Annotated in this window: 16 protein-coding genes; 7 read left to right on the top strand and 9 right to left on the bottom strand. The window is 63.5% G+C overall.

Annotation, left to right across the window (positions count from 1 at the left end):
• Positions 1-35 precede the first annotated feature (35 nt).
• The 3 genes from CK221_RS20635 to tsaA form a co-directional block, all read right to left on the bottom strand.
• Complete coding sequence (locus tag CK221_RS20635) at positions 36-995, bottom strand: aminotransferase class IV (RefSeq protein ID WP_095779062.1); 960 nt, start codon at positions 993-995, stop codon at positions 36-38.
• Between the two features lie 97 nt (positions 996-1,092).
• Entirely contained in the window at positions 1,093-1,407 is a 315-nt protein-coding gene (locus CK221_RS20630) for a DUF2293 domain-containing protein (RefSeq protein ID WP_066990672.1), read from the bottom strand.
• Positions 1,404-1,910 (bottom strand): tRNA (N6-threonylcarbamoyladenosine(37)-N6)-methyltransferase TrmO, encoded by a 507-nt coding sequence (tsaA, locus tag CK221_RS20625; protein ID WP_095779061.1) that lies wholly within the window; start codon positions 1,908-1,910, stop codon positions 1,404-1,406. The genes CK221_RS20630 and tsaA overlap by 4 nt, the downstream gene beginning before the upstream one ends.
• Before the next feature lie 141 nt (positions 1,911-2,051).
• Between tsaA and CK221_RS20620 the strand changes: the two genes are divergently transcribed.
• Entirely contained in the window at positions 2,052-3,059 is a 1,008-nt protein-coding gene (locus CK221_RS20620; RefSeq protein ID WP_067328997.1) for a metalloregulator ArsR/SmtB family transcription factor, read from the top strand.
• Complete coding sequence (gene metF / locus CK221_RS20615) at positions 3,059-3,976, top strand: methylenetetrahydrofolate reductase [NAD(P)H] (RefSeq protein WP_066990683.1); 918 nt, start codon at positions 3,059-3,061, stop codon at positions 3,974-3,976. The genes CK221_RS20620 and metF overlap by 1 nt, the downstream gene beginning before the upstream one ends.
• Before the next feature lie 425 nt (positions 3,977-4,401).
• On the opposite strand, the gene CK221_RS20610 is transcribed toward metF, so the two are convergent.
• Positions 4,402-5,322 (bottom strand): DMT family transporter, encoded by a 921-nt coding sequence (locus CK221_RS20610; protein WP_095779060.1) that lies wholly within the window; start codon positions 5,320-5,322, stop codon positions 4,402-4,404.
• Between the two features lie 211 nt (positions 5,323-5,533).
• On the opposite strand from CK221_RS20610, the gene CK221_RS20605 reads away from it, so the two are divergent.
• Positions 5,534-6,754, top strand: coding sequence for an alanine racemase (locus CK221_RS20605; RefSeq protein WP_066990988.1), 1,221 nt, complete (start codon positions 5,534-5,536; stop codon positions 6,752-6,754).
• A gap of 37 nt (positions 6,755-6,791) precedes the next feature.
• On the opposite strand, the gene CK221_RS20600 is transcribed toward CK221_RS20605, so the two are convergent.
• The gene (locus CK221_RS20600; protein WP_095779059.1) at positions 6,792-7,970 is read right to left on the bottom strand and encodes a lytic murein transglycosylase; all 1,179 of its coding nucleotides are present in this window, start codon (positions 7,968-7,970) and stop codon (positions 6,792-6,794) included.
• 171 nt (positions 7,971-8,141) lie between these two features.
• Entirely contained in the window at positions 8,142-8,933 is a 792-nt protein-coding gene (locus CK221_RS20595; RefSeq protein WP_095779058.1) for a GH25 family lysozyme, read from the bottom strand.
• Between the two features lie 228 nt (positions 8,934-9,161).
• On the opposite strand from CK221_RS20595, the gene CK221_RS20590 reads away from it, so the two are divergent.
• Positions 9,162-10,547 carry a serine hydrolase gene (locus CK221_RS20590; protein WP_095779057.1) on the top strand — a complete coding sequence of 462 codons (1,386 nt, stop codon included), beginning with the start codon at positions 9,162-9,164 and terminating at the stop codon, positions 10,545-10,547.
• A gap of 6 nt (positions 10,548-10,553) precedes the next feature.
• Here CK221_RS20590 and CK221_RS20585 read toward each other — a convergent pair whose 3' ends face one another.
• The 3 genes from CK221_RS20585 to CK221_RS20575 all read right to left on the bottom strand — a co-directional run bounded on the left by CK221_RS20585 (position 10,554) and on the right by CK221_RS20575 (position 16,169).
• Positions 10,554-11,219 (bottom strand): class I SAM-dependent methyltransferase, encoded by a 666-nt coding sequence (locus tag CK221_RS20585; protein WP_095779056.1) that lies wholly within the window; start codon positions 11,217-11,219, stop codon positions 10,554-10,556.
• Positions 11,216-12,463 carry a DUF3419 family protein gene (locus CK221_RS20580; RefSeq protein ID WP_095779055.1) on the bottom strand — a complete coding sequence of 416 codons (1,248 nt, stop codon included), beginning with the start codon at positions 12,461-12,463 and terminating at the stop codon, positions 11,216-11,218. The genes CK221_RS20585 and CK221_RS20580 overlap by 4 nt, the downstream gene beginning before the upstream one ends.
• Positions 12,464-12,545: 82 nt before the next feature.
• Positions 12,546-16,169, bottom strand: coding sequence for a hydantoinase B/oxoprolinase family protein (locus CK221_RS20575; RefSeq protein ID WP_095779054.1), 3,624 nt, complete (start codon positions 16,167-16,169; stop codon positions 12,546-12,548).
• 174 nt (positions 16,170-16,343) lie between these two features.
• Between CK221_RS20575 and CK221_RS20570 the strand changes: the two genes are divergently transcribed.
• The 3 genes from CK221_RS20570 (at position 16,344) to CK221_RS20560 (ending at position 18,161) form a co-directional block, all read left to right on the top strand.
• Complete coding sequence (locus CK221_RS20570; RefSeq protein WP_082954075.1) at positions 16,344-16,544, top strand: hypothetical protein; 201 nt, start codon at positions 16,344-16,346, stop codon at positions 16,542-16,544.
• 133 nt (positions 16,545-16,677) lie between these two features.
• On the top strand, positions 16,678-17,397 hold the full coding sequence (locus tag CK221_RS20565; RefSeq protein WP_067329023.1) for a DnaJ family molecular chaperone: 720 nt from the start codon (positions 16,678-16,680) through the stop codon (positions 17,395-17,397).
• Entirely contained in the window at positions 17,394-18,161 is a 768-nt protein-coding gene (locus CK221_RS20560; RefSeq protein ID WP_095779053.1) for an N-acetylmuramoyl-L-alanine amidase, read from the top strand. Before CK221_RS20565 ends, CK221_RS20560 begins: the two co-directional genes overlap by 4 nt.
• Positions 18,162-18,312: the final 151 nt, after the last annotated feature.

The following is an 18,312-nucleotide window of genomic DNA, read 5'->3' as shown; positions in this document are numbered from 1 at the left end:
TCGCTCTGAGTGAACTGTTGGAGTGGCTTTGGTTGTCATCCGTAGCGCACTGCGCTCGACCAGGCCGGATCCTCGTGCTTTTGCCAGTAGAGGCGCATCAGACGCTCAGTGATCGCACCGACCTTGCCATCGGCAACCGGAGCACCGTCGATCATCGTGACGGGCATGATGCCGCCGGCCGTCGAGGTGATGAAGACTTCGTCGGCTGACTTGAGCGCGGCCACGCTGACATCCGCGGCAACCGCGGGCAGTCCCGCCTCGGCGCACAGGTCAAACACGGTGCGGCGCGTTATGCCGGGCAGCACGCCGACGGCGGGCGTGGTCAATTTGCCTGCCCTGACACAGAACACGTTGAAGCCTGGACCTTCGGCGAGGTTTCCGTTGAAGTCGAGGACCAGCGCGGTGTCGGCGCCGCGGTCATAAGCGTCGTAGAGCCCGCGCACCAGGTCCAGCCAATGATAGTTCTTGATCGAGGGATCGATCGAGGCAGGTGGGATACGGACCTTGTCGCTGATCGCGACGTGGAGGCCGCTTCGCAATTGTTCGGCATTGGCGACCGAGCCGAAGGGGACGGCGAAAGCCATGAACCGGTTGATCGCCTGACGCGGATCGCGGCTGAAGGTCGGCGAGGCGCCGCGCGTGCACAGCATCTCGACATAGGCGGCGCGATGGCCGGACAGCGCGACGCAATTGTGCAGGATTTCGGCAACGCCGTCGCGGTCGAACGGGATGATCATGCGAAGCTTTTCCAGCCCGCCGAAGAAACGGTCGAGATGCAGATCGAGACGGAAAAAGCGGCCGTCCCAGACATGGACCGTGTCGTAAGTGGCGTCGGAATGCAGAAAGCCCCAGTCCAGCACCGACACCTTTGCCTGCGACATCGGCAGATATTGTCCATCGAGGTAAGCGACGCCGTTGGGATAGGCATGCGGATCGAGATGACGCTCTGACAGAACGGGTAGTGGCGCGGCAGGCGCGGGGGCGGCTTGGCTCATTTCGCTCCTTCTTCGTCGTTGTGGAAAGGCAGGCTAGCGTCCCGCTTCGAATGAAGTAAGAGCCAGGCCAACGGCGCTGTCTAGCCTAGCCTGTGCTTTACTCGTCCTCGTCATCCTCTTCCAGCAGCCGCGTCGCGCGCCAGCGGGTCAGCACCTCATTGGTCTCGTCGATGACAAAGAAGCGTGCCGAGTCGCGGTCATAGCCTTCGGCCAGCAGTTTGTCATAGTCGGTATGGGTGTGGCGGACATGCGCGATGGTTGCCAGCCACACCGCGATTGTCGGCGGCAAGCTCTTCATATGCACGGCTCCGGCATCGGCGCGGATTTTTTCCATGTCGGAATAGGGGGCGAGCGGCAAGAGCGCGGTGAGCGCCTTGGCAATCGCGCGGCGGCGGCCGGTCGGCGCGCTCATTTCTCCTCGCGTCCGGCAATGGCCGCCTCAGGGAAGGCATCGGTCGACGCATAGTAGGGCTTGATGTCGACGACCGGCGTGCCGTCGAGCACGTCGATGGCGTCGATCTCGATCCGGCCCTCCTCAATATCGAGCGCGACGGGCTTGGCGATGTGCAGGCCGACAGGGTTCGGCCGGGCAGGGGAACGTAGCGAGAAAACCCCTTTCGGCTCAGCCGCATGGCGCGGTTTTTGAACAATCAGATTCCGTGGGGCATGATCGAGCCAGGACAGGATGACGATGTGGCTGGCGCGATCGAGGTTCTGCAGCCCCCGGCGGTAGGGCTTGTCGATCAGGATGGCCGCAGTCCGGCCGGTCTCGCGGGCGGCGCGCATGTTCTTGGGACAATCCTCGCGGCTCGTCCAAGGGGAGGAGATCCGGCCGATGAAGACGAGATGGCCGTCCGGCGGCAGATCGGCCGGGTCGTTTTCCAGGAGCGTCTCGTCCTCGCGTCTCTCGAACATCGTTCAATCAATCCGCGGACGCACGGCCCGCAATGCGCGGATCATGGCTGCGCCATTTTCTTGTCAGGGAGCGACATAGCGCTTGCCAGGCTTTCAAATTCGACATAAACATATCTTTATATCTTTCAGCGAGAGCCTTTCATGCATGTCACGCTCGACACGATGGTAGATACATTGAAGGCGGCTGCCGAATCCAGCCGCCTGCGCATTCTGGTGCTGCTGTCGCGCGGGGATCTCACGGTCTCCGACCTTACCGAAATCCTTGGCCAGTCGCAGCCGCGCGTCTCACGGCATCTGAAGTTGCTGCTCGATGCCGGGCTGATCGGCCGCTACCAGGAAGGGTCCTGGGCCTTTTTCAGGCTGTCGGACACAGACAGCTCGCGCGATTTCGTTCAGCGGCTGGTCTCGGGCGTGCGCGAGGCCGATCCGCAGGTGGTGCGCGACCTGGAGCGGCTGGCCGCTGTCAAGCGCAAGCGGCAGGACCGGGCCGCGGAGTATTTTTCCGAGAACGCCGCCAGTTGGGATCGCATCCGCTCGCTGCATGTGCCGGATCGCGCGGTGGAAGCGGCATTGCTCAAGCTTGTCGGCAAACGGCCGTTCCAGTCGATGCTCGACCTCGGAACCGGAACGGGCAGGCTGCTGGAGATCTTCGCGCCGCTCTACCGGCGCGGCGTCGGCATCGACATGTCGCGCGAGATGCTGACCGTGGCGCGCGCCAATCTCGACAAGGCCGGCGTCGCCAATGCGCAGGTGCGCCAGGGCGACATCTTTTCGCCGCCCGTCGAGCGCAACGCCTTCGATCTCGTCACCATCCACCAGGTTCTGCACTATCTCGACGATCCGGCCCGCGCCATCGGCGAGGCGGCGAGGCTGTTGCGTCCGTCCGGCAGGCTGGTGATCGTCGATTTCGCGCCTCACAATCTGGAGTTCCTGCGCGACCAGCACGCGCATATGCGGCTCGGCTTTTCCGACCGGCAGATCGCCGACTGGTTCGAGGAGGCTGGGCTTGACCTCGAAGAGAGCCAGGAATTCGAGCCGCGCGGCCAGGCCGAGGCGAGACTCACCGTCAAGCTCTGGTTGGGTCGCGATCGCCGCCTGCTGATCGCCGATCCGTCCAACGACACACTTCCAGCAAGGGAAACAGCCTGATGAACCAGTTCCGCTTTTCCCGCCGCCCCGATATTGGCGACAAGGTCCGGGTTTCGTTCGAGTTCTTCCCGCCCAAAACGGATGAGATGGAAGCAAGGCTCTGGGACACCGTCACAAGGCTCGAGCCGCTCAAGCCGCGCTTCGTCTCGGTGACCTACGGTGCCGGCGGCTCGACCCGGGAGCGCACGGCGCGCACCGTGAAGCGCATTCTCAACGAGACGACGCTGACGCCGGCGGCGCATATGACCTGCGTCGACGCGGCCCGGCATCAGGTCGACGCCGTCATCCAGGAATTCGCCGACTTTGGCGTCACGCGTTTCGTCGCCTTGCGCGGCGATCCGGCCGCAGGTGTGGGAACCGCCTATCGTCCGCATCCCAATGGTTATGCCAACGGCGCCGAACTGGTCGGGGCGCTGAAGAGCGTCGGCGATTTCGACATCTCGGTCTCGGCCTATCCGGAAAAGCATCCGGAAAGCCCGGACTTCGCCACCGACATCGACATGCTGAAGCGCAAGGTCGACAATGGCGCGACGCGGGCGATCACCCAGTTCTTCTTCGACAACGACCTCTACGAGCGCTATGTCGAGCGCGCGCGCCGCGCCGGCATCTACATTCCGATCGTGCCGGGTATCCTGCCCGTGCACAACTTCACCCAGGTCGCCAATTTTTCCGCCCGCTGCGGCGCGCTAGTGCCGGCGTGGCTGGCCGAGCGCTTCGAAGGGCTGGAGAACGATCCGCAAACGCATGCACTGGTGGCCTCAGCGGTCGCGGCAGAGCAGGTCCATGATCTGGTCGAGCGCGGCGTCGGCGATTTCCATTTCTACACGATGAACCGTGCCGATCTGGTCTTCGCCGTCTGCCACATGATCGGCATCCGCTCGCATGAGGCGGAAGCGGCCGGCTCGGCCGCGGCCTGATCAAACTCGCCGAAAAGTGTGCAGCGGTTTTGCGAAACGACATGCATCCAAAACAATGATTGAAACGGAAAAGGCCGGGCGGAACCCGGCCTTTTCGAATCGGTTGGACTCATCCTCGGTGTTGGTCTTCCTGGCTTCGGCGGGTCAGGGAAGAACGCCCATGATAAGGGCGCCGATGAATGCAAACGCAGCACAAATCATCAATGCGTTGATTGGCCTCGTCAGTCCCATGCCATAGCCTCCTCTTAAGAGCTATGGCCGGAATCTAGAGTCATTTGGGTCACAGGCAAGCGGAAAATGTGCTGCATTGCGACGCGATTGTGGAATTTGCGACCTCGAATTTGCCGTTAGCCATTGAAACTCTTCGGCAAAAATCGATCCAAGGGTTTGTGAATAAATTATGGCGAAGCCGTGGCATGGCACCGCTACCATCGGCCGAACAGGCGCCCGTCAATGGTGATCAGACCGACTCCGATCAGCGCCATGCCGCCCATTTCGAAGAGCTGCAGCCGCTCGCCCAGAAACAGGAATCCGAGCAGCATGGCACTCACCGGTACGATCAAAGTGACCAGCGAGGCGTTGGTGGCGCCGGCCGAGGCAACGAGGTTGAAATAGAGGATGTAGGCAAAGGCTGTGGAGAGCAGGGCCAGCCCGAGCACCGCGGCCCAGACCGGCGGCGAGACCGAAAACAGTCCAGTCGGGCCGTAGGCAATCAGCACGACGGGGATCATGATGATGGTCGATGCGGTCAGTTGCCCGGTGGCGATGACCGGCGCTGGCACCCCCTTGAAGCGGCGCGCGATCATCAGGGCAATCGCGTAGGACACCGAGGCGCCGATCAGCGCGAACTTGGCCCAGACCGGCTCGCCGAGACCGTCAGCCAAACCAGGACCGATCATGACAGCTGTTCCTGCAACGCCGAGCGAGACGCCGGCCAGCTTGTTCCAGGACAGTTTTTCGTCAGCGGTGAGCGCATTGGCGAGGAGCAGCGTCCAAAATGGCGTCGTGGCATTGAGCACAGAGGCAATACCGGCGCCGAGCTCGGTCTGGCCGGCGAAGATCAGCGAAAACGGAATGACATTGTTGGCCAACGCCAGCAGGAAGAACAGGCCGGCGTGGGGAAAGGCGAGACGGAAGGACGGGCCGCGGATCGCCAGATAGAGCTGAAGCGCGGCCGCCGCGATGGCGACGCGAAACAGCACCAGCGCCAAAGGATGGATCTCCGCCACGGCAATGCGGGCAAAGAAGAAGGACCCGCCCCAGATCGCGCCGAGCAGCAGGAGCTGCGCCCAATCCCTGAGCGTCATCGGTCCGCGTGTTGGCGCGGCGCCAGCCGCCATCGTCATGTCGTCACCCCTCCCACCCCGATCGCTCCCTCAATCCCCGAACCAGCTCCAACCGATATACGGTTCGGTGGCAAGGGCCACCCGAAACCTGACCAGTGGTTTAGCGTGGCGCAAAGGGTGCGGCCGCTCGCAGGCGAAGGCGAGACACAGAACTGTTTTCTTTGGCGGCTAGCTAGGATTAATTGTGCGCGCCGAGATCAAGGATTCCTCCATGCAGCGATTCGAAAATGCCCGCGAGGCGGCACTGGCGCTTCGTCCGGACGATCCGGTCTATTGCTTCCGCCCGCAGGTGCTCAAGGCCGATGCTTTGCAGTTCATGGGCATGTTCCCGGGCAAGACCGCCTATGCGGTCAAGACCAATGGCGAGCAGATCGTGCTGAAGACGCTGGTCGAGGCCGGCGTGAGCGCCTTCGACGTCGCCTCGCCCGGCGAGTTCGCCGCTGTGCGGGCGGTCTCGCCCGAGGCCGAAATGCTCTACATGCATCCGATCAAGGCGCAGTCGGACATCAAGCTGGCGTTGGAGAAATACGGCATCCGCGTGATTTCGCTCGATCATGAGGACGAGATCACCAAGCTGACGCGCGTGGTGCGTGCGCTCGACATCGATCCCGGCGCTCTCACCGTCTTCGTGCGCATCCAGACCAAAGGCCACGCGGCTTATGAGCTGTCGAAGAAATTCGGCGCCGGTCCCGCCAATGCGGTGGAGCTTGCCGAGCGGCTCAACCGTACCGGCTACAAGGTCGGGCTGTGCTTCCATGTCGGCAGCCAGATCGAGGACCCCGACACCTACGAGCGCGCGCTGGCCTCTGCCGACTGGGTGCGCAACCGACTGACCTTCGACATAGCCGGGCTCGACGTGGGCGGCGGCTTCCCGGCTGAGTACGGCCACGATCCCAACCGCAAGCACATCGAGATGCCGTCACTCGGCCAGCTCATGTCGCGGCTGGCCGGCGACCTCAAGGAATACCAGTTCGACGAGATGCCGCTGGTCGCCGAACCCGGCCGCGTGATCGTGGCGCGCTGCCTGTCCCTGATCGTGCGCGTGCTCTTGCGCAAGGGCAAAAGGCTCTACATCAATGACGGCATCTGGGCGTCGCTCTCAGATTCATGGACCGGCAAGATCACGCTGCCGGCGCGCTTCATTCCCGATCCGGCGATCCGCACGCGCAATGGCAGCGACAAGACGGTCGTGCCGTTCAAGGTCTGCGGCGCAACGTGCGATTCCGTCGACATATTGTCGAGGCCGTTCTGGCTGCCGGAAACGGTCGACACCGGCGACTGGATCGAGATCGGCCATATCGGCGCCTACTCGCTGTCGCTGAGGACGCGATTCAACGGGTTCTATCCCGACACGTTCGTGGAGGTGACGACGCCGTTCGACGAGGGCGACGCGCCGCAAGGTTTCGCAAGCTTGGAGACGATGGCGGATTGAGCTCCCCCTTCTCCCCTTGTGGGAGAAGGACAGGGTGCTACAATTTCGCCAGCAATTCCGGCGTCGGCCAACCGTCCACGGCCATGCCCAGGCGCATCTGCTCCTTGCGGATCGCTTCGCGGGTATTCGTGCCGAGGATACCGTCGACCGTGCCGACATCGTAGCCCTTGGCCTCAAGCTTGGTCTGCAGGGCCTTCATCTGGTCACCGTTGAGGCCGGGCTCGGGCGTGCGCGGGTCGAATTGCGGCGCCCCGGCCAGACGGGTCGCCAGCACCGCAGCGGTGAGCGCGTAAGTGAAGGACTGGTTCCATTCCAGATAAACGTCGAAATTATCGTAGGTCAGGAAGGCTGGACCCTTGCGACCCATGGGCAAGGCGAGCCCGGCCTTCAGGCCGTTGTCGACGAGCGGCGTGCCGTCCGGATTGGTCACGCCCCATTGGGCCCATTGCGACAGCGGCAGCTTGTTGGTGCGGCCGGTCTGGTCCCAAGGCATGTCGTCGGGAACACGCACCTCCTCGACCCAGGGCTGGTGGCGCTTCCAGCCGCGCGACAGGATTTTGTCGGCCGTGGTCATGATCACGTCCGCCACGCTGTTCCGGAGATCGACCTTGCCGTCGCCGTCGCCGTCGACGCCGCGGGCGAGATAGTCGGTCGGCAGAATCTGCGTCTGGCCGATCTCGCCGGCCCAGGCGCCCTTGACATCGGCCGGCAGCACGCCGCGGTCGATCAAGGTCAGCAACGGCACCAATTGCGGCCGGAACAACTGAGGGCGGCGGCAGTCGTGCGCAAGGGTGACCAGCGCGTCCAGCGTGTGGAAATCGCCCTGCACGGCGCCGAAATCCGTCTCCAGTCCCCAGAACGCTGTGATGACGGCCGGCTGCACGCCGAATTCCCTGTCGGCGCGCGCGAAGACGTCGGCATATTTCTTGAGGTTGGCCGCGCCCTGCTTCAGGCGATAGGCCGAGATCATGCGGTTCGAGAATTGGGTGAAGGTCTGGGCGAACACCCCTTGAGCTCGGTCGCGCGCCAGCACCTTCTCATCGATCGCGGCATTTTCCAGCGCCTCCAGGCCAACGGCGCCGACGCCGGCTGCCTTGGCTTCCGCTGCCACGCCCTGTTTCCACGCTTCGAAATCGCCGCCGCATTCCTGCGCCGCCGCAGGCCAAGCGAAAGCGCCGACCAGCAGCGCCGCCAGGATTTCAACGCGCAATCGCATCGCTTCCCTTACGAGACCGGGGCATGATCACGGCCGGGTGCGGACGCATCATGCGTAGATTTCAAAATTCAGGAGCGCCGTGCGGCACCCCGGTGGGGTGCGCCGCTCCGCATCGCCAGCGGTTGCAACTATCACCGCCCGCCATGTCGAAAGCAGGCAAGGGGGCCGATGTCAACGGGTGTTCTGCCGCAGCCACTTGTTCCAGGCGGCTTCCGAGCCGTTGAAAACATTGATGTCGGACTTGCCGGTCATGCCGGGCACGATGCCGGTTCCGGTGTACTGCCAAAAGGTGAAAGGATGGCTGCCATACTTCTGGCGCGGATGGCCGGCGACCGAGCGCAGCCAGTAAGGGTAGCCGCGGAACGTCGCCAGGTTATTGTCATCGAAGAAGTCGAGCGATGTATAGATGATCGGCTTCTTGCCATAATGGCGCTCGACGATCTCGAGAAAGGTAGTCATCTCGCTGCGCACCGTCGCGGGATCGGGGCGCAGTCGGCAGGTCGGCGACTTCGGGTTCCATTCCATGTCGAGCACCGGCGGCATCGCCGACGGATCTTTCGGAACATTGGCGATGAACCAGCGCGCCTGGGTGGCGGCCGGGGTGCAGAAATAGAAGAAATGATAGGCCGCGCGCGGGATTCCGACGGCCTTGGTGCGTGCCCAGTGCTCGTTGAAATAATCGTCGAAGCGATCGCCGCCTTCGGTCGCCTTGATGAAGGCGAAGGAGATGCCGCTGGCCTTGGCCGTCGGCCAGTCAACCGAGGTCTGGTATTTTGAGACGTCGGTGCCGTGGACCGCATAATTCCACGGCGCGCCGCTGTCCCATTCATGCGGTTTGGAATCTTCGAAACGGGGCGCGCGCAGGGCGACCGTCTGCGATGAGGGCGCCAGCGGCGATAGATCGTCCACGGTCGAGCAGGCGCTCAACAGCGTAAGCATCAGGATGGCCGCAAGACGGCGCATGATATCCCCCGAGCCGGGATCAGCCGGCCGCTGATGGGTCCTTCACTGATGGTGGTCGCTTCCGCGCGCCCCTCCGGACGATCGCCCCACAGGACCGCCCAGTCTCTCCGTTCATCGCCGAACATGGTTGATAATCCATTGACGGCGCTCGACATCGACCATGATTTTGGAGAAGCAATGGCGGCAAATCGATGACATAAAGCGAACCGGAAATCCAAGGGCGGAAAGATGCGGGCTGTCGTGAAGTTCATCAAATGGCTGCTCGGCCTCATTGTGCTGGCGGTGGTCGCGCTCTTCGCCTGGCTCTACTTTGCGCCGCCCGAACTGATCCGTGTCGGCTCGGGCTATGCGGCCAAGATCGTCTGCTCCAACGTGTTCATCGCCGGCCGCGACCCGAATGAAGTGCTGGCCGTCGATGTGCAGGCGCCGGGCCATCCGCTGCTCAAGCTGATGAAGGTATCCGTCGACAAGGAAAGGGGCCTTGTTTCGGCGGGCCTGCTTTGGATGCTTGGCAAGAGCGTCGCCGTAGAGCGCGACGGGGTCGGCTGCGCGTCGGTTCCGGATGGCGACACCGGCAAGGCGCGGCAGACCTCCGTCCACATCGAGCCTCTGGCGGTGACCTCGCAGGATGCGCTCTGGCCGGAGGGCGAAAGGGTGGACGCCCTGCAAAACCCCGCGGTCACGAAGATCGTCGACGATGCCGCGATGGTCGGGACTGGCATGCGCGCGGTCGCGGTGGTGAAGAACGGCCGCATCGTCGCGGAACGCTATGGCGAGGGTTTTTCGGCCAAGACGCCGCTGCTCGGCTGGTCGATGACCAAGACGGTGAATGCCGCGATCGTCGGCACGCTGGTCAAGGACGGCAAGATGGCTCTCGACAAGAAGGGCCTGTTCTCGCCGTGGAAGGCCGACGGTCGGGCGGCGATCAGCCTTGCCGACATGATGGCGATGTCGAGCGGGCTGGAGTTCAACGAGGATTATGGCGACGTCGCCGACGTGACGCGCATGCTCTATCTCGAGCCGGACATGGCGGGCTTTGCCGAGGCCAAGCCGCTCGGCGGCGAGGTGGGCAAGGCATTTTCCTATTCGAGCGGCACGGCCGTCATGCTGTCGCGGCTGTGGCAGGAGGCAATCGGCGACAAGGCGAAGGCGCTGAGCTGGCCACGCACGGCGCTGTTCGAGCCGCTCGGTATGCGCAGCGCGGTGCTCGAAACGGACGAGCGGGGCACTTTCGTCGGCTCGTCCTATCTCTATGCCACGGCGCACGACTGGGCCCGCTTCGGCCAGTTCCTTCTGCAGGGCGGTGTCTGGAACGGCGCACAGATCCTGCCCACCGGCTTCGTCGATTGGATGCGGCAGCCGGCGCCGGCCTCGAAGGTTTACGGCAACGGCCAGGTGTGGATCGAGGGTCCGGGCGATGAGGAGAATCCGGGTGCGGGCGCTGCCGCCGGCCTGCCCAAGGACACCTACTGGATGGAAGGCCATGACGGCCAGACAGTGGCCATCATTCCGTCGGAGCAATTGGTGGTGGTACGGCTCGGGCTGACACCTGCCAAGCTCGGCTATCGGCCGCAGGCGATGGTGGCCGCGCTGGTGAAAGCTTTACACCAGTAAGGCTCTCTACATTCGAGCTCCGATGACGCCGAGCCAGGCATAGCCGCGATAAAGCGTTCTGAAACGGAAGGTTGCGCCGGTCCGTTCCGACTCCGAGTCAAGGACGTCGCGCAGCGAGGCGCGCGGTGTGACATGGAATTTCCGCAGCCAGCCGCGCAGCAAGGCCCGGAACCAGTTTGGCAGATCTTCCTGCTGGCCGAAATCGACGACATGCAGCGAGCCGCCGGGCGCGAGCGCGGCAAGCGCGGCCGACACGGTCTTCTCCCAGCCGGGGATCATTGACAACGAATAGGATATGAAGACACGGTCGAAATGCCGTGCGCCGAAGAGCGCCGCGGGATCGAAATCCGTGGCGTCGCCGCGCGCCAGTTTGACCTTGTCGGAGAGACCTTCGCGAGCGATGGCCGCGTTTGCCGTGTCCAGCATCTCGGCCGAGATATCCAAACCGAAGAAGCGGGCGTCCGGATAGCTCCGGGCGGCAAGTACGATGTTGCGGCCGGTACCGCAGCCGAGCTCGAGCACGGTACCGCCTTGCGGCACGTCGAGCCCCGCTATCAGCCGGTCGCGGCCGAGCAGGTAGTATTTGCGGGTGATGTCGTAGATATGGCGCTGCCAGCGATAGACGCCATCCATCAGTTCGGCATGGCGGACCGGCAGCTCCGTCGTGCTCATGCGGCGCGCTTCACATAGAGATGGAAGCCGCCATAGATCGCCGAGCGGTCCCTGGCCGAGAATTCGCGCGAGGCCTCGGCTTCGTAGCGCCACTGGCCGAGCAGGGAACCCGAGACGCGGCCCGGCAGCAGGCTGGGCTCGGCCGCGGTGCGGAAGATCACGCGCGCGCCAACCGAGGCCGTGCGGGTGATCTCGGTCCACAGATCGTTGAGCAGGTCGTCGGTCATCCAGTCCTGGGCATCGAGCAGGACGAAGCGATCGACCGAGCCCGCATCCTTGCCGGCGAGGAATTTGATCAAGTTGGCATGATGGATGGAGACGCGTTCGGTGTTGGCGCGGATCGTCTTGTAGTTGCGCTGTTCCAGATAGGCGGGCAGGGCTGCCTCGCCGGGCTGCGGATAGCGGCGGGCAAAGGCCTGCCAGGCGAAATAGTTGTTCTTCAGCGGGAAATCGCAGGCGAGCTTCTCCAGCCGCGCCTTCAAGACGCTCGCCATCGAACCGTCGCCGGACGTGATCAGCGAGTCGTACTGTGCCGGCGGGATACCCAGACCGAAAAGCGAGGCCTTGCGCGATGTCGCCCAGCGCAGCAGCTTCTTGTCGAAGACCGGCGCCAGTTCCTCGTTAAAGAAACGGCGCTGCTCGCCGATGTTCTCGGCCTTCATGATGCCGGCCGGATCGACACCGAACAGTTTTGCCACACGATGGCCCATGGCGATGAAGAGGCCAAGCAGGCCGGTCTGGTAGAAGTTGCGGTCGAAAACCGCGATGCGGCGGCGGCCGCGCCAGTTCCTGCGCTCCCAGTAGTGACGGCTGACCGGGTCGAGATGCGGCGCGATGAAGCGGTCGTAAGCTTCCGAGTTGTGGCTGGTGTCGGCTGCGCCGAAGAAACGGAACAGATCGCCCTGCGAGGGCAGATGGCGCACCGCCTCCAGCTTCATGCGGTTCAACGCGATGTGCGCGGCGTTGAGGTCGACGGCGTCGATCCGGGCCGGCGAACGGGTGAGGTAAGCCAGAATGTTGCAGCCGCCCGATGCGATTGTGACGACGCGATGGCCGGCGCCAAGCTGCATGGCGTCCATGTCGACCTCCGGGTCTTCCCAGATCTGGGGATAGACGAGGCCGGAAAACAGGAAGGCGAAAAGCCGCTCGGAAATGCCGTCCTTCGACAGGGCGCGGTTCTGGTAGACGGCTTTTCCAACCTCCTTGCCGCGTCGAAAAACGAGTTCTCCCGATACATCCGACATGGCAAGCTGATTCCCGTTTGCATTGGCGCAAGCGGGTAGCGCAGCGTTGTGACAGGCGGGTGACAGGCTGCCGACGTTAAGCTTAGGCCTTGCCGAATCCGCCGGGCGTCGGCGTGACGACGATGACGGCCTCGCCGGCGTCGAGCGTGGTCTGGTCGCAGGCCTTCAGCACCTCGATCGAGCCGTCGTTGCGTCTGACCTTGGTCGAGCCGGCCTCCCCGTCGCCGCCGCCGTTCAGACCCTGCGGCGGGCGATTGCGGTGCGAGGAGAGGATGGCGCATTCCATTTTTTCGAGGAAGCGGATCGTGCGTTTGGTGCCGCTGCCGGCGTTCCATTTGCCTTTGCCGCCGGAACCATCCCGGATGTGGAAGTCTTCCAGCACGACCGGGAAGCGCAGTTCCAGGACTTCGGGATCGGTAAGCCGCGAATTGGTCATATGCGTGTGGACGCCGGAGGTACCGGCAAAGCCGCGGCCCGAATTCATTTGGCCGGCCGGCGAGCCGGAGCAGATCGTCTCATAATATTGGTATTGCCGGTTGCCGAAGGTGAGATTGTTCATTGTGCCTTGCGCGTTGGCCATCGCGCCCATGGCGCCGAACAGCGCGTTGGTGACATGCTGCGAGGTCTCGACATTGCCGGCGACGACGGCGGCAGGGTAGGAGGGTTTGAGCATGCAACCGTCGGGGATGACGATGTTGATCGGCCTGAGACATCCGGCGTTCATCGGGATCATGTCCTCGACCATGACGCGGAAGACATAGAGCACAGCGGCTCGCGCCACCGGCTCCGGCGCATTGAAATTGTTCTTCATGACCTTCGAGGTGCCGGTGAAATCGACCGTCGCGTCGCGCCTTTGCCGATCGACGGTGATCTTCACTTTGATCACCTGGCCGGTGTCGGTGGCATACTCGTAGTCGGAACTGTCGGGCAGCCTTTCCAGCACGCGGCGCACGCTCTCGGCGGCATTGTCCTGAACATGGCCCATATAGGCCTCGACGACAGCGAGGCCAAAATGCGCGACCATCTTGCGCAACTCCGCCACGCCCTTTTCGTTGGCGGCGATCTGCGCCTTGAGGTCGGCGATGTTCTGGGCGGGATTGCGGGCAGGATAGGGATGGTCGGTGAGGAGCGCCTCGAGCTCCTCCTCGCGGAAGCGGCCGCGATCGACGATGCGGAAATTGTCGAACAGCACGCCTTCCTCGTCGACGGTGGTGGCCAAAGGCGTCATCGAGCCGGGCGCCGTGCCGCCGACATCGGCATGGTGGCCGCGCGAGGCCGCCCAGAAGAGGATTTCCTTGCGTGCGTCGTCGAACACCGGCGTCACCACGGTGATGTCGGGCAGATGCGTGCCGCCATTGTAGGGCGCGTTGAGAGCAAAAACGTCGCCGGGATGGATATCGCCCGAATTCAGGCGGATGACGGTTTCGACCGAGCGGTCCATGGACCCCAGATGCACCGGCATGTGCGGCGCGTTGGCGACCAGCGCGCCATGGCGGTCGAACACGGCGCAGGAAAAGTCCAGTCGCTCCTTGATGTTGACGGAATAGGCGGTGTTCTGCAGCGTGACGCCCATCTGCTCGGCGATCGACATGAAAAGGTTGTTGAAGACCTCGAGCATCACCGGATCGGCTTCGGTGCCGAGCGCCGCCTGCCGGGCCTTTTTCTCTGTACGCCGCAGCAGCACATGGTTCCTGGCCGTGATCTCGGCCTGCCAGCCCGGCTCGACGACGATAGTCTGGTTCGGCTCGATGACGAGCGCGGGGCCGGCCACCTTGTGACCGGGCTTCAAATCCTCGCGACGGAAGATGCCGGCATCGCGCCAGGCGCCGTCGGCGAAGAATTGCCGGGACTGCCAGGGGCTTCCCACCTGGTCTTCGAGCCCTGATTCACTTTCGTCGCGGCCGGCGGTCCCGACATCGCTGCCTTCGACGCCGACTGCCTCGACGATCATCGGCTTGTCTTCGTAGACGAAGCCGAATTGCGCTCGATGGGCGGCCTCGAAATCGCTCCTGGCGCGAAAAATCGAGCCGTGCTCGAAGTTGACCGGCAAAGTTGTGTCGGTGCCGTCATAACGGATCTGCAGGACCGGCTTTGAGGCGATGGCGTCTTGCGCAATGCCTTGCACTGCAAGCTCGGCGATGACGCCTTGGTGAAGTGCTGCAATCAGCTCTTCCATCGAGGAGCGGGACTCTTCGGCGAGCGGCTTCAGCAACGCCTGCTGGCGCGAGGCGAAAACCGTCGACAGCCCGATGCCGTAAGCCGAAAGCAAGCCGGAGAAGGGGTGGATGAGCACCGCTTCCATGCCGAGCGCATCGGCGACAAGGCAGGCATGCTGGCCGCCGGCGCCACCGAAACAGTTCAGGAGATATTCGGTGACATCGTAACCGCGCTGCACCGAAATCTTCTTGATGGCGTTGGCCATGTTCTCGACGGCGATGGTGACGAAACCCTCGGCCACCGCTTCGGGCGAGCGTCCATCGCCGATCTCGGCGGCTAAAGCGGCGAATTTTTCGCGCACGGTGGCGACGTCGAGCGGCTGGTCTTGACCGGGGCCGAAGATCGCCGGGAAGACATCGGGCTGCAGCTTGCCGAGCATGACATTGGCGTCGGTGACGGCGAGCGGGCCGCCGCGTCGGTAAGCGGCCGGGCCGGGATTGGCTCCGGCGGAGTCCGGGCCGACGCGGAAGCGACCGGCCTCGTAATGCAGGATCGAGCCACCGCCGGCCGCGACGGTATGAATACGCATCATCGGCGCGCGGATGCGCACGCCGGCAACTTCAGTGTCGAAGGCGCGCTCGTATTCGCCGTCATAATGGGCGACGTCGGTCGAGGTGCCGCCCATGTCAAAGCCGACGACCTTGTCGAAGCCGGCGAGCTTCGCCGTCTCGACCATGCCGACGACGCCGCCGGCCGGGCCGGAAAGCAGCGCATCCTTGCCCTGGAACATGTCGGCGGCGGTCAACCCGCCCGATGACATCATGAACATCAGCCGCGGGCCGGCGCCCAATTCTCCCGCCACCCTTTGCACGTAGCGTGACAGGATCGGCGACAGATAGGCGTCGACCACCGTGGTGTCGCCACGACCGACCAGCTTGATCAGCGGCGAGACCTCGTGGCTGACCGATATCTGGCTGAAGCCGATCTTGCGGCAGACTTTCGCGACTGCTTTTTCATGGTCGGGATATTTCCAGGCGTGCATGAAGACGATGGCGACCGCGTCGATGCCGTCGGCCTTGGCCTGCTCGATCGCCGGGCGGCAGGCGGCGATGTCGAGCAGGCGCTCGACGGACCCGTCCGCGCGCACGCGCTCGTCGATCTCTACCACCCGCTCATAGAGCTGTTCGGGCAGGATGATCTCCTTGGAGAAAATATCCGGCCGCGCCTGATAGGCGATGCGCAGCGCGTCGCGAAAACCCCTGGTGATGAGCAGCAGCACGCGGTCGCCCTTGCGCTCCAGCAGCGCGTTGGTAGCGACAGTGGTGCCCATTTTTATATCGCCGATCCGCTCCGCGGGAATGGCGGCGCCGGTTTTCAGTCCAAGCAGTTCGCGGATGCCCTGGATGGCGGCATCGGCATAGGCCTCAGGGTTCTCCGACAAAAGCTTCCGGGGATGCAGTCGGCCTTGCGGATCGCGGCCGATGATGTCGGTGAAGGTCCCGCCCCGGTCGATCCAGAAATCCCATTTGTTGGCTGCGGCGTCCTGCATGCTGCTTATCCGTTATCTGCGAAAACCCCGTCCTGTTAGTTCGCCGTTTTGGCCCCGGCAACCATGCGCTTGGTGTTACACATGGAAACGCAACGTTACGAAACCCGGGTCCGATTTCTGCATTTCCTCTGCGACGTTCACCGAAACGTGAGCGTTTTCTGAAGGAGAGATACCATGAAGAAGCTTATTCTGGCGTCTGTTTCGGCGCTCGCCCTGCTGGGGGTCGCGGCTTGCAGCGACAGCAGCACCGACAACACCACCACGCAGAGCACCAACCCGCCGGCCAACGAACAGCCAATGAAGCCGGCCACCCCTGACCCTTCGAAGCCTGCTGAACCGGCTCCGGCAACACCTCCTGCTGCGCCCGCGCAGTAGAAGTTCATCCACTGAAATCAGGAAGGCCGGCCCCTGTGCCGGCCTTCCTTTTGGCGGGACTGTCCTCAAAGTCGTTCGACCTGCGGCATCGTCCCGGCTTGATAGCGGTGCCCGGTTCGCACTAAGAAGCCGCATGTCGATTTGGGACCGCCTCGGCGACTTCATCGCTCGTGTTTCGTCGTCGGCGTCCTCGGGCGTCGGCGATGTCGTCGAGGCCGTGCGGACCATGTACTCGGGCGACCCGGATCTACGCCGGCGCGTGGCCTTCTCGGTGGCGATGATCGCGCTTTCGGCCAAGATGGCGAAGGCCGACGGCATCGTCACCCAGGACGAGGTGCGCGCCTTCCAGGAAATCTTTGAGGTGCCGCCGAGCGAAACGCGCAATGTGGCGCGCCTCTATGACCTCGCCAAGCGCGATGTTGCCGGATTTGAAATCTACGCCCAGCGCATGTCGCAGCTTTGCGGTTCCGGTCATGCGAATTGCAAGATGCTGGAAGACATACTCGACGGGCTGTTCCACATCGCCAAGGCGGATGGCCTGGTTCACGAGAGGGAAGGGCAATTCCTGCATCGCATCGCCGAGATTTTTCAGATCGATGAGGCGCATTACCAGGCGATCCTGGCGCGCCACGTCAATCTGGGCGCCGCCGATCCCTATGTGGTTCTCGGCGTCGAACGCGGGAAGCCATTCGAGGAGGTCAGGAAGCGTTATCGCAAGCTGATCTCCGATAACCATCCCGACCGGCTGATCGCGCGCGGCCTGCCGCAGGAATTCATCAAGATCGCCACGACAAGGGTCGCTGCGATCAATGCCGCCTATGAGATGATCGAACGGGGCCTCAGGCACGTATGAGCGGTTTCTTGCCCGACCAGCCGGGTGCCGAGGTCAGGCTATCGCCGAATTTCGGTCCGCGACGCGAGACGCTCAGGCCCGACATGATCGTGCTGCACTATACCGGCATGCCGACGGGGCCTGGGGCCGAGGCCTGGCTGTGCGATCCGGCAAGCGAGGTATCCTCGCACTATCTTGTGCATGAGGACGGCCGCATCGTGCAAATGGTGCGCGAAAGCGACCGCGCCTGGCATGCCGGCAAGAGTTCATGGTTCGGGTGCACCGACATCAACTCCTGCTCTGTCGGCATCGAGATCGTCAACCCCGGGCATTCGCTGGGCTACAAAACCTTCCCGAAGCGGCAGGTCAAGGCCGTGATCGATTTATGCGCGGGGATCGCGGGCCGGCATTCCATTCCACCGCAAAGGGTGCTTGCGCATTCCGATGTGGCGCCGGGACGCAAGGTCGACCCGGGCGAGAAGTTTCCCTGGAAGGCGCTCTTTGCCGCCGGTGTCGGCCATCTGGTTCCCGCGGCTCCGATCAGGACGGGCGCGGCGCTGAGGGCGGGCGACGCAGGTGCTGACGTGGAAGCCCTGCAATCGATGCTGGCGCTTTACGGCTACAGCGCCGAGATATCGGGTGTCTTCGACCGCCAGACGGAAATCGTGGTGGCGGCATTTCAGCGGCATTTTCGACGGCGGCTCGTCGACGGCGTGGCGGACGGTTCGACGATCAGCACGCTCCAAAGGCTGTTGGCTGCGGTAAAGGCAGCCTCTTCCAAATAGCCGGCCAAGCTGGCTAAATTACAATTTGTCATACAAAGTGAATTGCCTCGCCTTTATTGGCGCCAATTCGGTCTCCAAACGCATCTCCCGCAAGTTGTCGGGCATCTATCCCTCCAAGATGCTCCGGTGTTGGATTGGCCCCGCCGCGTGA

The sequence above is a fragment of the Mesorhizobium sp. WSM3868 genome, from assembly GCF_002294785.1.
Classification (GTDB): domain Bacteria; phylum Pseudomonadota; class Alphaproteobacteria; order Rhizobiales; family Rhizobiaceae; genus Mesorhizobium.
Note: the sequence above shows the minus strand (reverse complement) of the source record. Positions and strands in the feature narration are given on the sequence as shown.